Annotated in this window: 16 protein-coding genes; 5 read left to right on the top strand and 11 right to left on the bottom strand. The window is 72.9% G+C overall.

All coding sequences use genetic code 11. The features are described 5' to 3' along the window. Positions 1 to 146: 146 nt before the first annotated feature. The 8 genes from ABEA04_RS02270 to ABEA04_RS02305 all read right to left on the bottom strand — a co-directional run bounded on the left by ABEA04_RS02270 (position 147) and on the right by ABEA04_RS02305 (position 9177). Positions 147 to 596 carry a response regulator gene (locus ABEA04_RS02270; protein ID WP_345454108.1) on the bottom strand — a complete coding sequence of 150 codons (450 nt, stop codon included), beginning with the start codon at positions 594 to 596 and terminating at the stop codon, positions 147 to 149. Next, a complete protein-coding gene (locus tag ABEA04_RS02275) occupies positions 571 to 2166 on the bottom strand; it encodes a sensor histidine kinase (protein WP_345454110.1) in 1596 nt (531 codons plus the stop codon). Before ABEA04_RS02275 ends, ABEA04_RS02270 begins: the two co-directional genes overlap by 26 nt. After that, a complete protein-coding gene (locus ABEA04_RS02280) occupies positions 2163 to 3317 on the bottom strand; it encodes a PP2C family protein-serine/threonine phosphatase (protein ID WP_345454112.1) in 1155 nt (384 codons plus the stop codon). Before ABEA04_RS02280 ends, ABEA04_RS02275 begins: the two co-directional genes overlap by 4 nt. 227 nt (positions 3318 to 3544) lie before the next feature. After that, entirely contained in the window at positions 3545 to 4321 is a 777-nt protein-coding gene (locus ABEA04_RS02285; RefSeq protein WP_345454114.1) for an alpha/beta hydrolase, read from the bottom strand. Between the two features lie 21 nt (positions 4322 to 4342). Then, positions 4343 to 4666, bottom strand: a complete 324-nt coding sequence (locus tag ABEA04_RS02290; protein ID WP_345454116.1) for an STAS domain-containing protein — start codon at positions 4664 to 4666, stop codon at positions 4343 to 4345. A 309-nt stretch (positions 4667 to 4975) separates the two neighbouring features. Then, entirely contained in the window at positions 4976 to 6346 is a 1371-nt protein-coding gene (gabT, locus tag ABEA04_RS02295; RefSeq protein ID WP_345454118.1) for a 4-aminobutyrate--2-oxoglutarate transaminase, read from the bottom strand. Then, positions 6343 to 7572 carry a saccharopine dehydrogenase family protein gene (locus ABEA04_RS02300; RefSeq protein WP_345454120.1) on the bottom strand — a complete coding sequence of 410 codons (1230 nt, stop codon included), beginning with the start codon at positions 7570 to 7572 and terminating at the stop codon, positions 6343 to 6345. Before ABEA04_RS02300 ends, gabT begins: the two co-directional genes overlap by 4 nt. Before the next feature lie 162 nt (positions 7573 to 7734). Further along, a complete protein-coding gene (locus tag ABEA04_RS02305) occupies positions 7735 to 9177 on the bottom strand; it encodes a gamma-aminobutyraldehyde dehydrogenase (protein WP_345454122.1) in 1443 nt (480 codons plus the stop codon). A 144-nt stretch (positions 9178 to 9321) separates the two neighbouring features. Between ABEA04_RS02305 and ABEA04_RS02310 the strand changes: the two genes are divergently transcribed. From ABEA04_RS02310 to ABEA04_RS02325, 4 genes are all read left to right on the top strand, one after another. Then, positions 9322 to 10821: an APC family permease gene (locus tag ABEA04_RS02310; protein ID WP_345454124.1), complete on the top strand. Its 1500-nt coding sequence runs from the start codon at positions 9322 to 9324 to the stop codon at positions 10819 to 10821. Beyond that, complete coding sequence (locus tag ABEA04_RS02315) at positions 10818 to 11234, top strand: universal stress protein (protein WP_345454126.1); 417 nt, start codon at positions 10818 to 10820, stop codon at positions 11232 to 11234. The genes ABEA04_RS02310 and ABEA04_RS02315 overlap by 4 nt, the downstream gene beginning before the upstream one ends. A 70-nt stretch (positions 11235 to 11304) precedes the next feature. Further along, entirely contained in the window at positions 11305 to 12672 is a 1368-nt protein-coding gene (locus tag ABEA04_RS02320; protein ID WP_345454128.1) for an aspartate aminotransferase family protein, read from the top strand. Positions 12673 to 12684: 12 nt separating this feature from the next. After that, positions 12685 to 13137: an Lrp/AsnC family transcriptional regulator gene (locus tag ABEA04_RS02325; RefSeq protein WP_345454130.1), complete on the top strand. Its 453-nt coding sequence runs from the start codon at positions 12685 to 12687 to the stop codon at positions 13135 to 13137. A gap of 141 nt (positions 13138 to 13278) precedes the next feature. On the opposite strand, the gene ABEA04_RS02330 is transcribed toward ABEA04_RS02325, so the two are convergent. Further along, positions 13279 to 14220, bottom strand: coding sequence for an endonuclease domain-containing protein (locus tag ABEA04_RS02330; protein WP_345454132.1), 942 nt, complete (start codon positions 14218 to 14220; stop codon positions 13279 to 13281). Between the two features lie 335 nt (positions 14221 to 14555). After that, a complete protein-coding gene (locus ABEA04_RS02335) occupies positions 14556 to 15887 on the bottom strand; it encodes a GH1 family beta-glucosidase (protein WP_345454134.1) in 1332 nt (443 codons plus the stop codon). A 61-nt stretch (positions 15888 to 15948) separates the two neighbouring features. Between ABEA04_RS02335 and paaK the strand changes: the two genes are divergently transcribed. After that, a complete protein-coding gene (gene paaK / locus ABEA04_RS02340; RefSeq protein WP_345454136.1) occupies positions 15949 to 17265 on the top strand; it encodes a phenylacetate--CoA ligase PaaK in 1317 nt (438 codons plus the stop codon). Between the two features lie 117 nt (positions 17266 to 17382). Here paaK and ABEA04_RS02345 read toward each other — a convergent pair whose 3' ends face one another. After that, a complete protein-coding gene (locus ABEA04_RS02345; protein WP_345454138.1) occupies positions 17383 to 19314 on the bottom strand; it encodes a glycosyl transferase in 1932 nt (643 codons plus the stop codon). Positions 19315 to 19340 lie beyond the last annotated feature (26 nt).

Below are 19340 nucleotides of genomic sequence, written 5' to 3' on the forward strand. Positions count from 1 at the left end.
CGAGGAGCCCTGGCGACGAGCCTCGAGACCGCCGGCCCTTCACGCGAACGTCCGCGAACGGCGTCCCTTCGACAGGCTCAGGGTCCGTGGGCGGGTTCGCGTCGACGGCCTCGAGCGGGCGTTGGGCCCGCTCGATGAGCGGTGACTCAGTCGGGCAGCTGGGCGACGTTGCCGAAGAAGTCGTCGATCTGGCGGACGACCTCGGTGAACTGGTCGAAGTCGACCGGCTTGGAGACGTGGACCGAGGCGTGGAGGTCGTAGCTGCGGGCGACGTCCTCCTGGGCCTGGGAGGTGGTGAGGACGACGACCGGGATGCGGCGCAGCTCGGGGTCGGCCTTGACCTCGGCCAGCACCTCGTGGCCCGACTTCTTGGGCAGGTTGAGGTCGAGCAGGATCAGGTCGGGGCGGTCGGCGCCGGCGTAGTCGTCGGTGCGGCGCAGGTAGCTCAGCGCCTCGACGCCGTCGGTGACGACGTGCAGGTCGGTGGAGAGCCGGCCGGCGGCGAGCGCCTCCTGGGCGATCATCACGTCGCCGGGGTCGTCCTCGACGAGCAGGACCGACAGGGGCTGATCAGGTTGCAGCGAGTGACGGCTCATCCGGGTCCACCTCGTCGACGGGGGCCTGGGTCACAGGCAGGGTGAATCGGAACCTAGCACCAGGCCCGTCCTTCTCCGCCAGCCAGATCCGGCCACCGTGGAAGTCGACGATCTTGCGGCACAGCGCGAGCCCGATCCCGGTGCCCTCGTACTCCCCGCGCAGATGCAGCCGCTGGAAGATCGTGAAGATCCGCTCGGCGTACTGCGGCTCGATGCCGATGCCCTCGTCGTCCACGGTGACCACCCAGGAGGCGCCGTCCAGCTCGGCGCTGACGTGCACCCGCTGCGGGCGGTCGGGGTCGCGGTACTTCACCGCGTTGCCCACCAGGTTCTGCAGCAGCGCGGTGAGCAGCGTGGGGTCGCCGGGCAGCTGGGGGAGCGGGCCGTGGGTCACGGTGGCGCCGGCCTCCGCGATCGCCGTCTCGAGGTTGGACGTCGCCCGCTCCAGCTTGACCTCGAGGTCGACCTCCGAGAGCTCCCCGTTCGAGCGGCCGACCCGCGAGAAGGCGAGCAGGTCGGTGATCAGCACCTGCATGCGCCGGGCGCCGTCGACCATGAAGCCGATGTAGGTGCGCGCCTTGTCGTCGAGCTGGTCGGCGTACTGCCGCTCGAGCAGCTGGCAGAAGTTGGTGACCTTGCGCAGCGGCTCGGACAGGTCGTGGGAGGCGACGTAGGCGAACTGCTCGAGGTCGGCGTTCGACCGGGCCAGCTCGGCGCCGCGTCGCTCGAGGACGGCGCGGGCGCGCTCGACGCGGGCCAGCTCGTCGGCGAGGCGCTCGCGCATGACGTCGACGTCGTGGGCGAGGGCGACGACCTCGGCGGGTCCGGTCGGCTCGATGCGGCGCTCGAGGTCGCCGCCGGCGACCAGGCGGGTCTGGGCGGCCAGCCGGTCCATCGGGTCGAGCACCGAGCGGCGCAGTCCCCGCCACAGCACCAGGGCGGCCGCGAGCAGGACGGCGATGCCGAAGGCCACCGAGTACCAGACCAGCGTGAAGGCGCGCTCGCGGGCCGCGGCCGCGTCGTCGCGGCGCTCGTCGATGACGGTCTCGAGGGCGGAGGCCGCCTGCCGGACGGCGTCGAAGCGCGCCTTGGCCGCCTGCGACCCGCTGCGGGCCGCGGCGCCGCGCTCGCCGTCCCGAGCCGCCGCGATGACGGGTTCGGCGACGTCGGTGTGCCACACGTCGAGGGCGCCCTCGAGGTCGTCGAGCAGCGCCACCAGCTCGGCGTCGCCCGCGAGCAGCTCGCGCAGCTCGGCCCGCTGGTCCTCCTCGACGACCAGGTAGGTCTCGTAGGGGTCGAGCAGCCTCTCGTCGCCGCCGACGGCGAACCCGCGCACGCCGGTCTCCTGGTTGACCGAGGCCGTGAGCACGCCACGGCTGGCCACCACGGCGGGGTACCAGCGCTCGATCACCTCGTCGCCGGTGCTCTTGGCCCCGAGCAGCGAGACGACGACCAGCACGATGAGCACGACGAGCAGGCCGAGGATGACCACGATCGAGGTGGTGACGCGGCGGCGCAGGCTCCAGGCGGAGGCGGCGCCGCGCCCCGCGTCGGCCTCGGCCGGGGTCACGCGTCGTCCGCGACGGTGAGGACGATCACCGCCGTGTCGTCGGCGGCCCGCACCGGCGCGTTGCGCACCAGCTGGGCCATGAGCGCCTCGGGCGGCAGGCCCGAGACGACGGCGCGGGTGGCCTCGGCGGCCAGCTCGTCGGCGCCGATGCTGGTGACGTCGTCGGCGCGGCGGTAGGCGTCGAGCAGGCCGTCGGTGAACAGCAGCAGCGAGCTGCCGGGCCGGACGACGGTGCGGGTGACGGGCCACTCGGCGGCGATCGGCAGCCCGCGCAGCCCCACCGGCGGGCCGACCTGCGCGTCGACGTAGCGCGCCCGCTCGCCCTCGCACAGCAGCGGCGGCGGGTGGCCGGCAACGCGCACCGAGACACCGAGGTCGCGGTCGATGGTGACGTCGCAGAGCGTGGCGAACCCGTCGTCGCCGCCCTCGGCCTCGAGCAGCCGCGCCAGCACGTCGAGGATCTCGTCGTCGGGCGCACCGGCCAGCACCAGCGCCCGCCACGCCACGCGCAGGTGGACGCCGACCGCGGCCTCGTCGGGACCGTGGCCCATGACGTCGCCCACCACGGCGCGCACCCGGCCGTCGGCGGTCTCGACGACGTCGAAGAAGTCGCCGCCGAGGACGGCCTGCGCGCGGCCGGGCCGGTAGTGGCTCACGCACATCACGAACGGGGTGCGCAGCATGGGGCGCGGCAGCAGGCCGCGCTCGAGGCGGGAGTTCTCGGCCGAGAGCAGCCGCTCCTCGCGCAGCTGCAGCTCGGTCAGCTGGGTGCGGCGCCGTTCGACGGCGTAGCGGATCGTGCGGTCGAGCAGCTCGGGGGTGATGTCGTCCTTGACGAGGTAGTCCTGCGCGCCGCCGGCCACCGCGTCGACGCCGGCGCGGTCGTGGCGGCCGGTGAGCACGATGACCGGGACGTCGGTCTCGGCCGCGACCAGCGCGTGCAGCGCGTCGAGGCCCTGCGCGTCGGGCAGGCCGAGGTCGAGCAGCACGCACGTGGTGTCGTGGTCGAGCGCCGCGACGCCGTCGTGCACGGTGCGGCGCCACACGACGTCCGACTCCGCGAGCCCGGCCTCGCGCAGGCACTCGCGCACGAGCAGGGCGTCGCCCTCGTCGTCCTCGACCAGGAGGACGCCGCTCAGGCTCTGCGCCATCGCTGCTCCTCATCGTGGGGGCCGGGGTGCCCGCGTCTCGCGCGCCCCGCAGCCTACGGGCGCGGGAGGTGCACGGTGGCGGAACCGTCCGATCGCGGTCGCCCGGGCGTGGCGGCGGGTCTCGCCCGGTGCCGCGGGGTGGTCGTGGCGCGGGTCGATTCGTTCGATTGAACGGTTCGGGCGCGGGATCGGCCCGACCGGCGGCCCAGATCGTTCGATCGAACGGATCAGGGGCCGGTCGCACCCAGCGGCAGCCACGCGACGACGTCCTTGACCACCGCGTCCCACAGACCCCACTCGTGCTCGCCGGGGCGCTCGTCGGTGGTGACGGGGACGCCGCGCTCGCGGGCGCGGGCGGCGAGGCGGCGGTTGGCGTCGAGCAGCAGCGGCTCGTCGAGCCCGCAGGCGACGAACAGCCGGGGGAGCGAGGCCGGGTCGGCGGCCTCGAGCAGCGCGAACAGGTCGTCGGCGTCGCCGATGCGGCCGCCGAAGACCCGCTCGTGCAGCTCGGACCGCTCGGGCCGCTCGCGGATCAACCCGATGTCGGCGACGCCGGAGAGGCTCGCCGCGGCGGCGAACCGCTCGGGGTGGGTGAGCGCGAGCTTCAGCGCGCCGTACCCGCCCATCGACAGGCCCGCGACGAAGGTGTCCTCGCGCGCGGTGGAGACCCGGAAGAACGAGGAGACCACCGTGGGCAGCTCGTGGGAGACGAAGCGCCAGTAGGGGTGGCCGTGCACCTCGTCGGCGTAGAACGAGCGGCCCACGGCCGGCATGACGACGGCGAGGCCGCGGGCGGTCGCGTAGCGCTCGATCGAGGTGTAGCGGGTCCAGGCGGTGTGGTCGTCGGACAGCCCGTGCAGCAGGTAGAGCACCGGTGGCGGGCGGTCGGCGTCCCCGCCGCCCTGGACGCCGATCTGCTCCTCGGTGGCCTGCGGCAGCACCACGGTCATCGAGGTGCCCACCTGCAGGGCCTCGGAGAAGAAGTCGCAGCTGATCAGGGCCATGCGCCCAGCCTCGCAGGCCGGTCAGCTCGCGAGCAGGGGCTCCACGAAGTCGAAGTGGTGCCGGCGTCCGGTGGCGCGGGCGAGGTCCCAGAACCGGTCGGACGCGGCGGCGAGCCGCAGCCCGACGCCGTCGGCGCCGGCGGCGGCCCAGTAGCGGGCCAGCTGCCCCATGCCCGAGGAGTCCACGAAGTCGACGGCGCGCAGGTCGACGTCGAAGCGGCGCACGCCGTCGCCGGCGAGCGAGCTGACGCACTGGCGGACGTCCCAGGCGCCGGCGACGTCGAGGTCACCCGCGACGAGCAGCGTCACGCCGATCTCGTCGGGCCGAGCGGTGATGATGGTCATGGGGTGTCCAGCGGGGTCGTCGGGTCGGTCTCAGCGCCCGAGCAGCACCCATCCCGCTGTCATGGCCACGACGAGCAGCGCCAGGAGTGCCGCCACCTCGCTGCGCCCCACGACTGCCTTCCGGTCCGGTGTGTTGCCCGAGTCCTCTCCGTCGAGTCTGGGGGGCACGGCGCTGCGAGGACACATCCCTGGACCGAACTGGTCACCCATATGACTAGACCGGGCCAGGCGGTCTAGTCATTTCGGGTCCACCCCGGCACCGGTCGGGTCCACCCCTCGCCCGTGGCCCGGGCGGCTCCCGGGCCGTGGTCAGGCGCGCAGCGTCGCGTCGACGACCTCGTCGAGGACGTCGAGCGCCTCGGCGAGCAGGTGGTCGGGCATGACCAGGGGCGGCAGGAAGCGGAAGACGTTGCCGAAGGTGCCGCAGGTCAGCGTCAGCAGCCCGGCCTGGTGGCAGGCGGCGTTCAGACGGGCGGTGAGGGCGGCGTCCGGCTCGGTGGTGCCGGGCCGCACGATCTCGGCCGCCAGCATTGCGCCACGACCGCGGACGTCGCCGATCACACCGGTGCGGTCGGCGAGCGCGCGCAACCGGGGCAGCATGGCCGCCTCGATCGCGCGCGCCCGCTCCGCGAGTCCGAGCTCTCGCATCGCCGCGACCGCCCCCAGAGCAGCCGCGCACGCCACCGGGTTGCCGCCGTAGGTGCCGCCGAGCCCGCCGGCGTGGACGGCGTCCATCACCTCGGCGCGGCCGACGACGGCGGCCAGCGGCATCCCGCCGGCGACCCCCTTGGCGACGGTGACCAGGTCGGGGACGACGTCCTCGTGCTCGCAGGCGAACCACGCGCCGGTGCGGCACATGCCGGTCTGGATCTCGTCGGCGACGAGCAGGACGTCGTGCGCGCGGCACCAGGCGGCCAGCGCGGGCAGGAAGCCGGGCGCGGGCACGACGAAGCCGCCCTCGCCCTGGATCGGCTCGACCACGACGCAGGCGACGTTGCCGGCGCCGACCTGCGACTCGATCGTGGCGATGGCGCGCGCCGCGGCCTGCTCGCCGGTGATCGGCGCGGCCTCGCGGAACGGGTAGCTCATCGGGGCGCGGTAGACCTCGCCGGCGAACGGCCCGAAGCCCTGCTTGTAGGGCAGGTTCTTCGCCGTCATGGCCATCGTGAGGTTGGTGCGGCCGTGGTAGGCGTGGTCGAAGACGACGACCGCGTCGCGGCCGGTGTGCACCCGCGCGACCTTCACGGCGTTCTCGACGGCCTCGGCGCCGGAGTTGAACAGCGCCGCCTTCTTCGCGTGGTCGCCGGGCGTCAGGTCGGCCAGCGTCTCGCAGACCTCCACGTAGCCCTCGTAGGGCGCGACCATGAAGCAGGTGTGGGTGAACGCCTCGGCCTGCGCCGCCATGCGGCTCACGACCCGCGGCTCGCTGTTGCCGACGCTCGTGACGGCGATGCCGCTGGCGAGGTCGATGAAGGAGTTGCCGTCGACGTCGCGGACGACGCCGCCGCCCGCCCGCTCGACGTAGACCGGCAGCACCGAGCCGACGCCGCCCGCGACGGCGGTCTGCCGACGGGCGTGCAGCTCGCGGCTGCGGGGGCCGGGCACCTCGGTGACGAGGCGGCGCACCTGCTCCGGCCCGGTGGCCGGCTGGGTGGTGGTGGGGTCGGCGGTCGTGGTCATGACACCTCCTGCATCCCCCAGGGCACGCCGTGCTCGGTGAGCAGGTCGAGGAACGGCCGGGCCGGGAACGCCTCCGGGCCGAGGACGCCGGTGCCCTGCCACACGCCGGTGGCGAGCAGCTCGAGCGCGACGACCGGGTTGACGGCGGTCTGCCACACCACGCACTGGTGGCCGTACTCCCTCATCGACCACTCGTTGTCGACCACGTGGTAGAGGTACGTCGAGCGCGGCTGCCCGTCCTTGCCGGTGCCGGTGACCCACAGGCCGGCGCACGTCTTGCCCGTCATTCGCGGGCCGACGGTGGCGGGGTCGGGCAGCACGGCGGCGACGACGTCGCGCGGGCTCACCTCGACGCCCTTGACCCGCACCTTCTCGGTGGAGTCGAGGCCGAGGGTGTGCAGCACCTTGAGGATGGTGATGAACTCCTCGCCGAGGCCGTACTTGAAGGTCGCGCGCTTGCAGTTCACCCAGCGCGGCATGAGGAGCACCTCCTCGTGCTCGACGTTCACGCACTCGACGGGGCCGATGCCCTCCGGGAAGTCGAAGACCTCGGGCTCGCTGAACGGCGGCGTGGTGTGCCAGTCACCGGCGCCGGTGCCGTCGCCGGCCCAGATGACCGGCGGGTTGAGGCACTCCTCGATGGTGGTCCACATCGAGAACGACGGCGCGAAGACCTCGTTGCCGTCGTCGTCGCGGACGACGAGGTTGGCGCCGTCGCGGGTGCCGAGCTCGTCGATGTCGCTGAACAGCTCGTCGGCCGCGTGACGGGCGAAGACGTCGCTGAGCCCCGGCTCGACGCCGATGCCGAGCAGCGCCAGCCGGCCGGCGTCCTCCCACGCCTGCGCGCGGGCGAACTGCTCGTCGCCGAGCTTGACCCCGCACTGCTCGTGCGGGTCGGTGGGGTGCGGCTTCGACAGCGACATCGCCATGTCGAGGTAGTCGGCGCCGGCGGCCAGCGCGCCCTCGAAGATCGGCATGTCGAAGACCGGGTCGACGGCGTTCATCACGTGGGTGATGCGGTGCTCGCGGCACAGCGCGGTCACCGCGTCGGCGTCCGAGGCGTCGATCTGCGTGGCGGTGAACCGCTCGTCGACCGCGGACGCCGCCCGCTCTGCCCGGGCGAGGTCGTAGTCGGCCACGACCACGGCCTCGAAGAAGTCACGGCGCGCCGCGATCGCGGTGAACGCACCGCCGACGCCCCCGGCGCCGACCAGCAGGATCCTCATCTCTTCAGCCCTTCTCGCGCTTCGTGCCTGGCTTGACCACACGGACCCTGAGCTTGTCGAAGGGCCCCTCCGTCCTCGCTGACGTTCCCGTCATCCCTGCGAGGTCTCGAGGCTCCTCCCTCGTTCCTCGGTCGGAGCACCTCGACCACCGTCAGACCACCGTCAGTCGCCCGTGTAGGACATGACGTGCTTGATGCGGGTGTAGTCCTCGAGGCCGTACATCGACAGGTCCTTGCCGTAGCCGGAGTGCTTGAAGCCGCCGTGCGGCATCTCGGAGACGAAGGGGATGTGGGTGTTGATCCACACCGCGCCGAAGTCGAGGCCGCGCGACATCCGCAGCGCCCGGGCGTGGTCCTTGGTCCACACGCTGGCCGACAGCCCGTACTGGACGTCGTTGGCGAGCCGCAGCGCCTCGGCCTCGTCGGTGAAGCGCTGCACGGTCATCACCGGACCGAAGATCTCGGTCTGCACCTGCTCGTCGTCCTGGCGCAGGCCCGAGAGCACGGTGGGCTCGTAGAAGTAGCCGCGCTCGCCCTGCCGCACGCCGCCGGTCTCGACGCGCGCGTGGTCGGGCAGCCGGTCGACCATGCCCGAGACGTGCTCGAGCTGGCGGGCGTTGTTGAGCGGGCCGTAGTAGGTGTCCTCGCTGTCGGGCGGACCGGTCGGCATCCCCTTCGCGGCCTCGGCCAGGGCGGCGACGAACTCGTCGTGGAGGCCGTCGGCGACGAGCACGCGGGTCGCGGCGGTGCAGTCCTGGCCGGCGTTGAACAGCCCGGCGCCGGCGATGCCCTCGGCGGCCGAGGCGACGTCGGCGTCCTCGAAGACCACCACCGGTGCCTTGCCGCCCAGCTCGAGGTGCACCCGCTTGAGGTCGGACGACGCGGACGCCGCCACCTCCATGCCGGCCCGCACCGAGCCGGTGATCGCCACCATCTGCGGCGTCTTGTGCGCGACCAGCGCGCGGCCGGTGTCGCGGTCGCCGCACACCACGTTGAGCACGCCCGGCGGCAGGAACTCCTGGCACAGCTCGGCCAGCAGCGTCGAGCTCGCCGGGGTGGTGTCCGACGGCTTGAGGACGACGGTGTTGCCGCCCGCCAGCGCGGGCGCGATCTTCCAGATCATCATCAGCAGCGGGTAGTTCCAGGGCGTCACCTGACCGACCACCCCCACGGGCTCCCGACGAACCCACGAGGTGTGGTCGGCCAGGTACTCCCCGGCCGAGCTGCCCGAGAGCACCCGGGACGCACCGGCGAAGAACCGGAAGTGGTCGGAGGCGTAGGGCATCTCCTCCGACTTGGTCAGGTGCAGCGGCTTGCCGGTGTCGCGGCACTCGACCTCGTTGATCTCGTCCTCGCGCGCCTCGATCGCCTCGGCGATGCGCAGCAGCGCGCGGGCCCGGTCCTGGGGCGTCATGCCGCCCCACTCCTCGAAGGCGCCGGCCGCCGCGGCGTAGGCGCGGTCGACGTCCTCTTCGCCCGAGCGCGGCGCGGTGGCGTAGGCCTCGCCGGTCGTGGGGTCGACGACCTCGTAGGTCTCCCCGGACGCCGACGGCACGAGCTCACCGCCGACGACGTTGTTGAACACGGTCCCTGACGTGTCGGACATGGACAGGGACGATAACGACGATTCCGCTGATTCGACAGGTCTAGGCGGCAAGAAGGCATGGATTCCGTCGTGAGGGTTGCGTCGTCCGAGTGAAAGCGGTGTGATGATCGGACGCCGTGCCGTCCCGCGCAGGAGGACCGAACCGTGGCCACGCTCGACAAAGACACCGACGACGCTCCGCCCGGCTCCGGCGGCGCCGACCTCAAGCCCGGCGCCATCGGCTTCTTCGACGCCCTGGTCATCGGCCTCGCGGCCACCTCGCCGGCCTACTCGCTGGCCGCGGTCATCGCGCCGATCGTGCTCCTGGTGGGCGTCTACGCCCCCGGCGTGCTGCTGGCCAGCTTCGTGCCGATGCTGCTGATCGCCTCGGCGTTCTACTACCTCAACTCCGTCGACCAGGACTGCGGGACGACGTTCTCGTGGGTCACCCGCGCGATGGGGCCCTGGTTCGGCTGGCTCGGCGGCTGGGCGATCGCGATGACCGGCGTCCTGGTCATCGGCTCGCTGGCCGAGGTCGGCGTGCTGTTCACCATGTTCACCTTCGGCCTCGACACCGCCGCCGAGAGCACCTGGCTGGTGCGCGGTCTCACCGTGCTGCTCATCGTGCTGATGACGGCGATCTGCGTCTTCGGCACCGAGGCGTCGGCGCGGCTGCAGAACGCGCTCATCGTGGCCCAGGTGCTCGCGCTGGTCGCGTTCGCCGCCGTCGCGTTGGTGCGGGTGGCCAACGGCAGCTCGAGCCTCGACTCGATCGACCCGTCCCTGTCGTGGCTCAACCCGTTCGGGGAGGGCGGAGCCGCGTTGACCGGGGGCCTGCTGCTCGGCGTCTTCGCCTACTGGGGCTGGGAGTCGGCGGTCAACCTCACCGAGGAGACCACCGACTCGGCGTCCACGCCCGGCCGCGCCGGCATCGTCTCGACCGTCGTGCTGCTCGGCACCTACGTGGCGGTGGCCTTCGCCGTCGTCGCCTACGCCGGACCGAGCTTCCTCGCCGACAACAGCAGCGAGGAGGAGTACATCTTCGCGCTGCTCTCGACCGAGGTGATGAACGGCTGGGACTGGGTGGTCTACCTGGCCGTGGCGACGTCCGCCATCGCCTCGACGCAGACCACGATCATCCCGGCCTCGCGCACCGGCCTGAGCATGGCGCGGCGCTACGCGCTGCCCCGCAGCCTGGCGCACATCCACCCGCGGTTCCGCACTCCCGACGTCTCGACGTGGGTCGTCGCCGTCATCGCGATCGTCTGGTACCTCGTGGTCTCGGCGCTCAGCGAGAACGCGCTGTTCGACTCGCTGACCGCGCTCTCGCTGCTCATCGCGTTCTACTACGCGCTCACCGGCATCGCGTGCGCCATCTACTTCCGCCGCCAGCTGCTGCGCTCGGCCAAGAACCTGCTGCTCATCGGGGTCGGCCCGGTCGTCGGTGCGGTGATGCTGCTGTGGCTGCTCGTCGAGTCGATCGGCGACATGGCCGACCCCGAGAACTCCTACAGCGGCCAGACCTGGTTCGGCGTCGGCCCGCCGCTGGTGATCGGGGTGGGCATCGCGCTGCTGGGCGTGGTGGTCATGCTGGTCTGGCGCGTCACCGACGCCCGGTTCTGGCGCGAGCGGCCCGGCGTCGCCACCGACAGGGAGGTCTCATGAGCATCGTCCTCGGCTACGACGAGTCGCCGGGCGCGCGGCACGCGCTGACCGTGGCGGTCGACGTCGCCCGCCGCTACGGCGAGCCGCTGGTGCTGGTCTACGGCACCTCGCCGCCGGGCGGGCTGGGGGAGGAGTTCCGCTCCCACCGCGAGGCCATCGAGGAGCAGGGCCGCACCGTGCTCGAGCACGCCGTCGAGGTGGCCCGCGAGGCCGGCGTCGAGACCGTCGTCGAGCAGGTCTCGGCCAAGCCCGTCGACGCGCTGATCGAGGTGGCCGACCGCCACGACGCCACCGTCATCGTGGTCGGCATCTGGGGCGAGACGCCGCTGCGCGGCGCCATCCTCGGCTCGACCTCCCACAAGCTGCTGCACCTCTCGCGGCGTCCGGTGCTCTGCGTGCCCGAGCCCGAGTGACGCCCGCCCCCTGGCCCCTTGACACCCCCCACCCCGCTCCCGCACCCGTCCGAACCCGGAGAGACCTCCCGTGAACCACACCCAGCAGGCCGCCCGTGACCACCTGTGGCTGCACTTCACCCGCCACTCCACCTACGAGCACCACCCGATGCCGGTCATCGAGCGCGGCGAGGGCTGCTACGTGTGGGACGCCGAGGGGCGGCGCTACCTCGACGGCCTGGCCGGGCTGTTCGTCGTCCAGGCCGGGCACGGGCGCGCCGAGCTGGCCGAGGCCGCGGCGCGGCAGGCCGAGAAGCTGGCCTTCTTCCCGCTGTGGAGCTATGCCCACCCGGGCGCCGTCGAGCTGGCCCAGCGGATCGCCGGCTACGCCCCCGGCGACCTCAACCGCGTCTTCTTCACCAGCGGCGGCGGCGAGGCCGTCGAGACCGCGTGGAAGCTGGCCAAGAACTACTTCAAGCTCACCGGCAAGCCGATGAAGCACAAGGTGATCAGCCGGGCCGTGGCCTACCACGGCACGCCCCACGGCGCCCTGTCGCTGACCGGCATCCCGGCCATGAAGGCCGCCTTCGAGCCGCTTGTGCCGAGCGCGTTCCGGGTGCCCAACACCAACCACTACCGCGCGCCCGAGGGCCTGCAGGGCGAGGGCACCGAGGAGGCGTTCGGCCGGTGGGCGGCCGACCGCATCGCCGAGGCCATCGAGTTCGAGGGGCCCGAGACGGTCGCCGCGGTCTTCCTCGAGCCGGTGCAGAACGCCGGCGGCTGCTTCCCGCCCCCGCCGGGCTACTTCCAGCGGGTGCGCGAGATCTGCGACGAGTACGACGTCCTGCTGGTCAGCGACGAGGTCATCTGCGCCTTCGGCCGGCTCGGCGCGATGTTCGGCGCGGAGCGCTACGACTACCAGCCCGACATCATCACCTGCGCCAAGGGGCTCACCTCCGGCTACGCCCCGCTCGGCGCCATGATCGCCACCGACCGGCTCTTCGAGCCGTTCGGCAAGGGCGAGGCGATGTTCGCCCACGGCTACACCTTCGGCGGCCACCCCGTCTCGACCGCGGTGGCGCTGGCCAACCTCGACATCTTCGAGAAGGAGCGGCTCAACGAGGGGGTGCGCGAGCGCGAGGGCGCCTTCCGCGGCACGCTCGAGAAGCTGCTCGACCTGCCGCTGGTGGGCGACGTGCGCGGCGACGGGTTCTTCTACGGCATCGAGCTGGTCAAGGACAAGCAGACCAAGGAGACCTTCGACGAGGACGAGTCGGAGCGGCTGCTGCGCGGATTCCTCTCCGGCGCGCTGTTCGAGGCCGGGCTCTACTGCCGTGCCGACGACCGCGGCGACCCTGTCATCCAGCTCGCCCCGCCGCTCGTGGCCGACCAGGCGGTCTTCGACGAGATCGAGTCGATCCTGCGCGACGTGCTCACCCGCGCCGCCGAGCGGTTGTGAGTCGCTAGCGGCATGGACCAGCCGATCGACGACGTGGGGCGTCGGATCGTCGAGCTGCTGCAGGCCGACGGCCGGATGTCGTACGCCGCCCTGAGCCAGCAGGTCGGGCTCTCCGAGGCCGCCGTGCGCCAGCGGGTCAACAAGATGACCGCCGACGGCACCATGCAGGTCGTCGCCGTCACCGACCCCCTCCAGCTCGGCTTCCGCCGCCAGGCCATGGTCGGAATCACCGTGCAGGGCCCGCTCGAGCCGGTCGCCGAGGCGCTCGCTGCGATCGACGAGGTCACCTACCTCGTGCTGGTCGCCGGCGGGTTCGACCTGCTGTGCGAGGTGCTCACCGCCGACGACGAGGGCCTCCTCGACCTGCTGTCCTCCCGCATCCGCGCCGTCCCCGGCGTCACCGCCACGCAGACGCTCACCTACCTCCGCCTGGTCAAGCAGACCTACGCCTGGGGGACGCGGTAGACCGGTCGCAGTCGGCGGCGCACGCCCCGGGGTGCTGTTCCGAGCGATCGTTCGGTTCGTGCGGGCGGTGGGGGGTTTGTGGGTGCTGTTCCGAGCGATCGCTCGGTTCGTGCGCGGGCGGGGAGCGCCGCTCGGCCGGGATCACGCCGCGAAGTGGTGCCGCCACTCGTCGTCCAGCTCGGCGACGCCCTCCATGCCCCGGGCGATGAGGAGGCGTCGGATGCGGTGCAGCGTGTGGGCCGGCTCGCGGAAGACGCCCGTCGCGGTGACGACCAGGATCCGGTAGCCGTCGTCGTCGAGCTCCTCGCGGCGTTCGAGGTCGCCGCGCCACTGGGCCGTGTCCTCGGCATGCTGGCGCCCGTCGTACTCGACGATGACCTTGACCTCGGGGTAGTAGAGATCGAAGCGGCGCTTGAGCGTCCCGTCGTCCCAGTAGACGCGGTGGTTTATCACTGGCTCGGGCAGGCCCGCGAGGACGATGAGCAGGCGCAACCTGGTCTCCATCGGGGTGTCGACCCCCGTGCGGACCAGCAGCGCGGCGGCCAGGGCGCGCCCACGGTAGTAGTCCGTGCTCGCCTCGCACATCTGCACCAGCCGAGCCGGATCGATGTCGTACCGCTTGGCCAGCGCGTCCCCGAGGATGACCATGTCGACCAGTGACAGCCAGCCGGCGCAGTCGATGAAGGTGGCCACCGGGTCGGTGACCCGCAGGCCGCGCCGACGGATGACGCGGCGTCGTCGCTCGGTGACGTGCGGCTTGATCTCGCGCCGGAACCGCCTGTCGCGGTGCCGGAAGACCGTGACGTGGGCGAACGGCTGGTCGGGCACGGGGAGACCGAGCACGAGGGCGGCGGACATGTGACTGGCGACGGCGTCGGCGGGGTGGATGTGCAGCGCCGCCCTGACCAGGGCCAGGTCGTCAAGCGCGGAGGTGTGCATCCACACGCGCGGCAGTACCTGCCGGTAGTCGCCGCGTCGCAGGGTTGCCGCGGTGCCGCCCGCTGCTATCAACTCGCGCCGCGTGAACGGCCCGGAGAGATGCGGGTGCACGGCGGACGGGGCGAGGCTCAGGTCGGGCGTCATGCGGAGGACCGTGCCCGAGTCGCGGTCCCGGCGCTTCGGCTATCCACAGCCCCTGCTGAGCGTGGTCTCTCGCCGACCGCGGTGACGACGTACCCCGTGGGTGCTGGGGACGTCCTGGACACGGGCGCAGGGGTCGTCCCCCAACCGTGCGATCGCTCGGTTCGTGCACGGAATCGTGCGCCCCGCCGTCGTCAACCGAGCGATCGCTCGGTTCGTGCTCGTGACGGCCGGGCCGGGCGCATGAACCGAGCGATCGCTCGGTTCGTGCGCGGCTACCGGCTCGACCCGCGCCTGATCCGAGCGATCGCTCGGATCAGGCGCCGCGGACCGTCCGCCTAGCCCGGCGCCGCCTGCGCCCGGACGACGTCCGCGTACCACCGGAACGACCGCTTCGGCGTCCGCACGAGGGTGTCGTAGTCGACGTGCACGAGGCCGAAGCGCTGGGCGTAGCCCTCGGCCCACTCGAAGTTGTCGAGCAGCGACCAGCAGTAGTAGCCGCGGACGTCGGCGCCGTCGTCGATCGCGGCGGCCACCGCGCGCAGGTGGGCGTCGAGGTAGTCGATGCGGGGCTGGTCGTCGACGACGCCGTCGGCGTCGGGGCCCGTGCCGTAGGAGCAGCCGTTCTCGGTGATCACGATCGGCGGCAGGCCGGGGTAGCGCTCGCCGAGGATCGCGATCTGCTCGCGCAGGCCGTCGGGTGCGACCGGCCAGCCGAAGTCGGTGGTGGGGTAGCCGGTCACCTCGCGCAGCTCGAACGGGATCGCCGCGCCCTCTGGCGCCGCGGCCACCGCCTGCGGGTTGCAGTAGTTGAGGCCGTAGAAGTCGAGCGGCGCCGCGATCGCCTCGAGGTCGCCGTCGGCCACCGGCAGCGCGTCGGCCAGCAGGTCGGGGTAGCGGCCGAGCAGCACCGGGTCGCCGAAGAGCCGGTTCCACAGGGCGTCGAACAGCTCGGCGGCACCCCGGTCGGCCTCGCTCTCCGAGACGGCTCTCACCGGCGCGTGGTTGGACGCCGTCCCGACGGCCCGCGCGCCGCCCGCCCGCAGCGCCGCGAGCGCCCGTCCGTGCGCCAGGTTGAGGTGGTGCGCGACCGGCAGCGCGTCGAAGCCGAGCTCGAGCCCCGGCGCGTGCCAGCCGAGCCCGTGCCCGAGCAGCGTGACCACGTTGGGCTCGTTGACCGGCACCCACTGCGCCACCCGGTCGCCGAGCCGCTCGACGCAGGCGGCGGCGTAGTCGGCGAACCGCTCGGCCGTCTCGCGCGAGGGCCAGCCGCCGGCGTCCTGCAGGGTCTGGGGAAGGTCCCAGTGGAACAGGGTTGCCATCGGCGCGACGCCCGCCTCGACGAGCGCGTCGACCAGCCGGTCGTAGAAGTCGAGCCCGGCCGCGTTGACCGGCCCCGACCCGCCCGGCTGCACCCGCGGCCACGCGATCGAGAACCGGTAGCCGCCCGCGCCCAGCTCGCGCAGGAGCGCGACGTCCTCGGTCCACCGGTGGTAGTGGTCGCAGGCCACGCGACCGTCGCTGCCGTCGCCGATGCGGCCGGGCTCCGCGGCGAAGGTGTCCCACACGCTGGGGCCCTTGCCGTCGGCGTCCCACGCCCCCTCGATCTGGTACGACGCGGTGCTGGTGCCGAGCACGAAGCCGGCGGGCAGGCGGGGCAGGTCGGCCACGCGGCCATTCAACCGCTGCCGGGGTGGACGCGCACCCGTCCGGACGCCGACGCTGGGCACCGTGCGCGACCTCAGCCCCCAGCCCGGTGACCTCGAGCCCATCGAGACCGCGTCGATCGACGAGCTGCGCGCGCTGCAGCTCGAGCGGCTGCGCTGGTCGCTGCGCCACGCCTACGAGAACGTCGCCCACTACCGCCAGGCGTTCGACGCCGCCGGCGCCCACCCGGACGACGTCCGCGACCTCGCCGACCTCGCCCGGTTCCCGTTCACCACCAAGGCCGACCTGCGCGAGCACTACCCGTTCGGACTCTTCGCCGTGCCGCGCGAGCAGGTCGCGCGGGTGCACGCGTCGTCCGGCACCACCGGCAAGCCGACGGTGGTCGGCTACACCCGCGACGACCTCGCCACCTGGGCCTCGGTGGTCGCGCGCAGCATCCGCGCCGCCGGCGGCCGGGCGGGCGACGTGCTGCACAACGCCTACGGCTACGGGCTGTTCACCGGCGGCCTCGGTGCCCACGCCGGCGCCGAGCTGCTCGGCTGCACCGTCGTGCCGGTCTCGGGCGGCATGACCGAGCGGCAGGTGCAGCTGATCGTCGACTTCGAGCCGCGGCTGATCATGGTGACGCCGTCCTACATGCTCGCGATCGTCGACGAGATGGAGCGCCAGGGCGTCGACCCGCGGACGACGTCGCTCGAGGTCGGCATCTTCGGCGCCGAGCCGTGGACCAACGACATGCGCCGCGAGATGGAGCGCCGCCTCGACATGCACGCCGTCGACATCTACGGCCTCTCCGAGGTGATGGGCCCGGGCGTGGCCAGCGAGTGCGTCGAGACCAAGGACGGCCTGCACGTGTGGGAGGACCACTTCTACCCCGAGGTGATCGACCCGGTCACCGGCGAGGTGCTGCCCGACGGCGAGGAGGGCGAGCTGGTCTTCACCTCGCTGACCAAGCAGGCGATGCCCGTGGTGCGCTACCGCACCCGCGACCTCACCCGGCTGCTGCCGGGCACCGCGCGCACCATGCGCCGCGTCGAGAAGATCACCGGCCGCACCGACGACATGATCATCCTGCGCGGCGTGAACCTGTTCCCCACCCAGATCGAGGAGCTCGTGCTCGGCGACGACCTCTCCCGCGACCTCTCGCCCCACTTCCAGTGCCGCCTGACGCGCGAGGGCAACCTCGACGCGCTCACCGTCGTCGTCGAGCACCGCGAGGGCGCCGACGCCGCGGCCGCGCGCGAGGCCGGCGTCCGGCTGCGCGAGCGCGTCAAGGCCACCGTCGGCGTCAGCGTCGGCGTGGACGTCGTCCCACCCGGCTCGGTGGAGCGCTCGGTCGGCAAGATGCGCCGGGTCGTCGACCAGCGCCCGGCGCGCTGACGGCGGTGGGCAGTTTCACCACTTAAGCGGTGAAACTCCCGGTTCCACGACGAAGCTTCGTCGCAGAACCCGCAGGTTCGTCGCCACCGCCCCGGCCGGCCCGCCTCGCCCCAGCCGTCAGTCGGTCAGGTCGCGCACGTCCCACACCACCACGCCACCGATGGCGACACCGCGACGGTTGAGCAGCGCGTCGATGGTGGTCACCAGCGCCTGCTGGTTGGCGCGGGGGCCGACCACGACCACCTCGGCGTCCCAGAAGTCGAGGTCCTCGCGGGCGAGACGGCGGTCCTCCTCGGTCACGGCGGCGGCCGTGCCGGTGCTGTCGACGGTGCTGAACAGCGTGGACGTCGGGCGCGGCACCGCACCGTAGCGGCCGTCCTTGACCTCGGGCGAGGTCGGGCCGACGAAGTAGCCCTCGGGCAGCAGGAACTGCAGGTCGGTGGCCACCTGCCAGCGCAGCGGCTCGGTCTCGCCGGTGCTGGGCAGCGGCGCGGTGACCACGACGCCGCCGGGGTCGACGTACTCGCGCCACTGGTCGCCGGCGAAGAACTCCGGCACCGGCGGCCGCTCGACGGTCAGCAGCGGCTTCGGCGCGATCGGCAGCAGGACGGCGGCCAGAGCCCCCGCCCAGAGCAGCCGCACCGGCAGCGCCCGCGGGTCGGCGTCCGCGTCGGCAGCGTCGTCGGCGGCGGCCGGGGCCAGCCCCCAGCCGGACGACGCCACCCACACCCGGTGGGTCGCGATCGCCAGCAGCCCGCCGACCAGTGGCACCGCACCCATCGCCAGCCGCGACTCGAGGATCGAGTCGAGCAGCGGGAGCGTGTCGAACAGCGCCCAGGGGCTGGGCCAGTCGGTGGGCAGCCGGTCCTTGGTGATGACCGAGCCGAGCGAGAGCACCGACATCACGATCGCCGCCACGGCGAGGGCCCGCGCGGTGACGTCGCGCCACAGCCAGACCGTGAGCATCACGACCAGCGCGATCAGCGGCCAGCCGAAGAACGCGTTCTCCTCGGTGCGGTTCAGCGAGACCGCGGCGGCCGCCTCGGGGGCGCCGGCCACCGACTGCGTCGCGAAGCGGGTCAGGGCCCAGACGTCGTTGCCCGACGGGCCGTGCAGCAGCGAGTGGAAGCTCTGCGGCCCGAAGAACTGCCAGTAGAGCATGAAGCCGACGATCACCAGGCACACCGCGGCGCCGACGCCCAGCCCGGTCGCGGCCGGCCGCACCATCGCCCGCGCCTCGTGCCGGTGGGCCACCAGCCACACCGCCGCGAAGAGCACGAAGGTCATCGCGAAGATGGCGAGCGCCTCCTCGCCGAGCGTGATCTGCCAGGCCACGAGCAGGCCGAGGACGACGCCGTCGCGCACCGGCCGGGCGCCCCGCGCGACCTGGATCGTCTTCAGCGCGATGAACGGCAGCACGAACAGCACGACGAAGTTCGGGTGGGCGTTGGCGTGGCTGATCATCGCGGGCGCGAACGCCGCGAACCCGCCGCCGATCGCGGCCGCCGTCCGGTTCGGCACCAGGTGGCGGGAGAAGACCCAGTACCAGCCCGAGGCGGTGCCGGCCAGGCCCGCGGTCAGCACGATCGCCCAGGTCAGCGTGGCGCCGAAGACCCACGTGAGCGGGGCGAGGGGGATGTTGAGGCCGGGCATCGCGGCGTTGGCGGCCAGGTTCACGCCGTACGGGTAGTTCTGCAGGTCGGTCTCGAACGGGTTGCGCAGGTGGCGAACGTTGTCGGCGACGACGGTGGAGTACCACTCCCACTGGTTCTGGTCGTGGCCCCCGTTGATGAGGTAGCCGCGGGACAGGTCGCCCCACAGCCCGTGGTAGAGCCAGATCGTCGCGAGCAGGAAGCCCCCGCAGATCAGCAGGTCGGCGAGCTCGATGCGCCCGGGCCGACCCGCCGCCGCGCGCGACCCGGGCGCCAGGGTCTCGCTGCCGGACGACGCGGCGTGGCGGCCGGGGGAGGCGTCCGGCGCGACGTCGGGCTCGCCCTCGTGGTGGGGCCGGACGACGCGGCGCAGGCGGCCGAGAGGCAGCCGGTCCATCGACGGGTCCTCTCGTGGTCGGCGTG

It is taken from the genome of Nocardioides marinquilinus, from assembly GCF_039543705.1.
GTDB lineage: Bacteria > Actinomycetota > Actinomycetes > Propionibacteriales > Nocardioidaceae > Nocardioides > Nocardioides marinquilinus.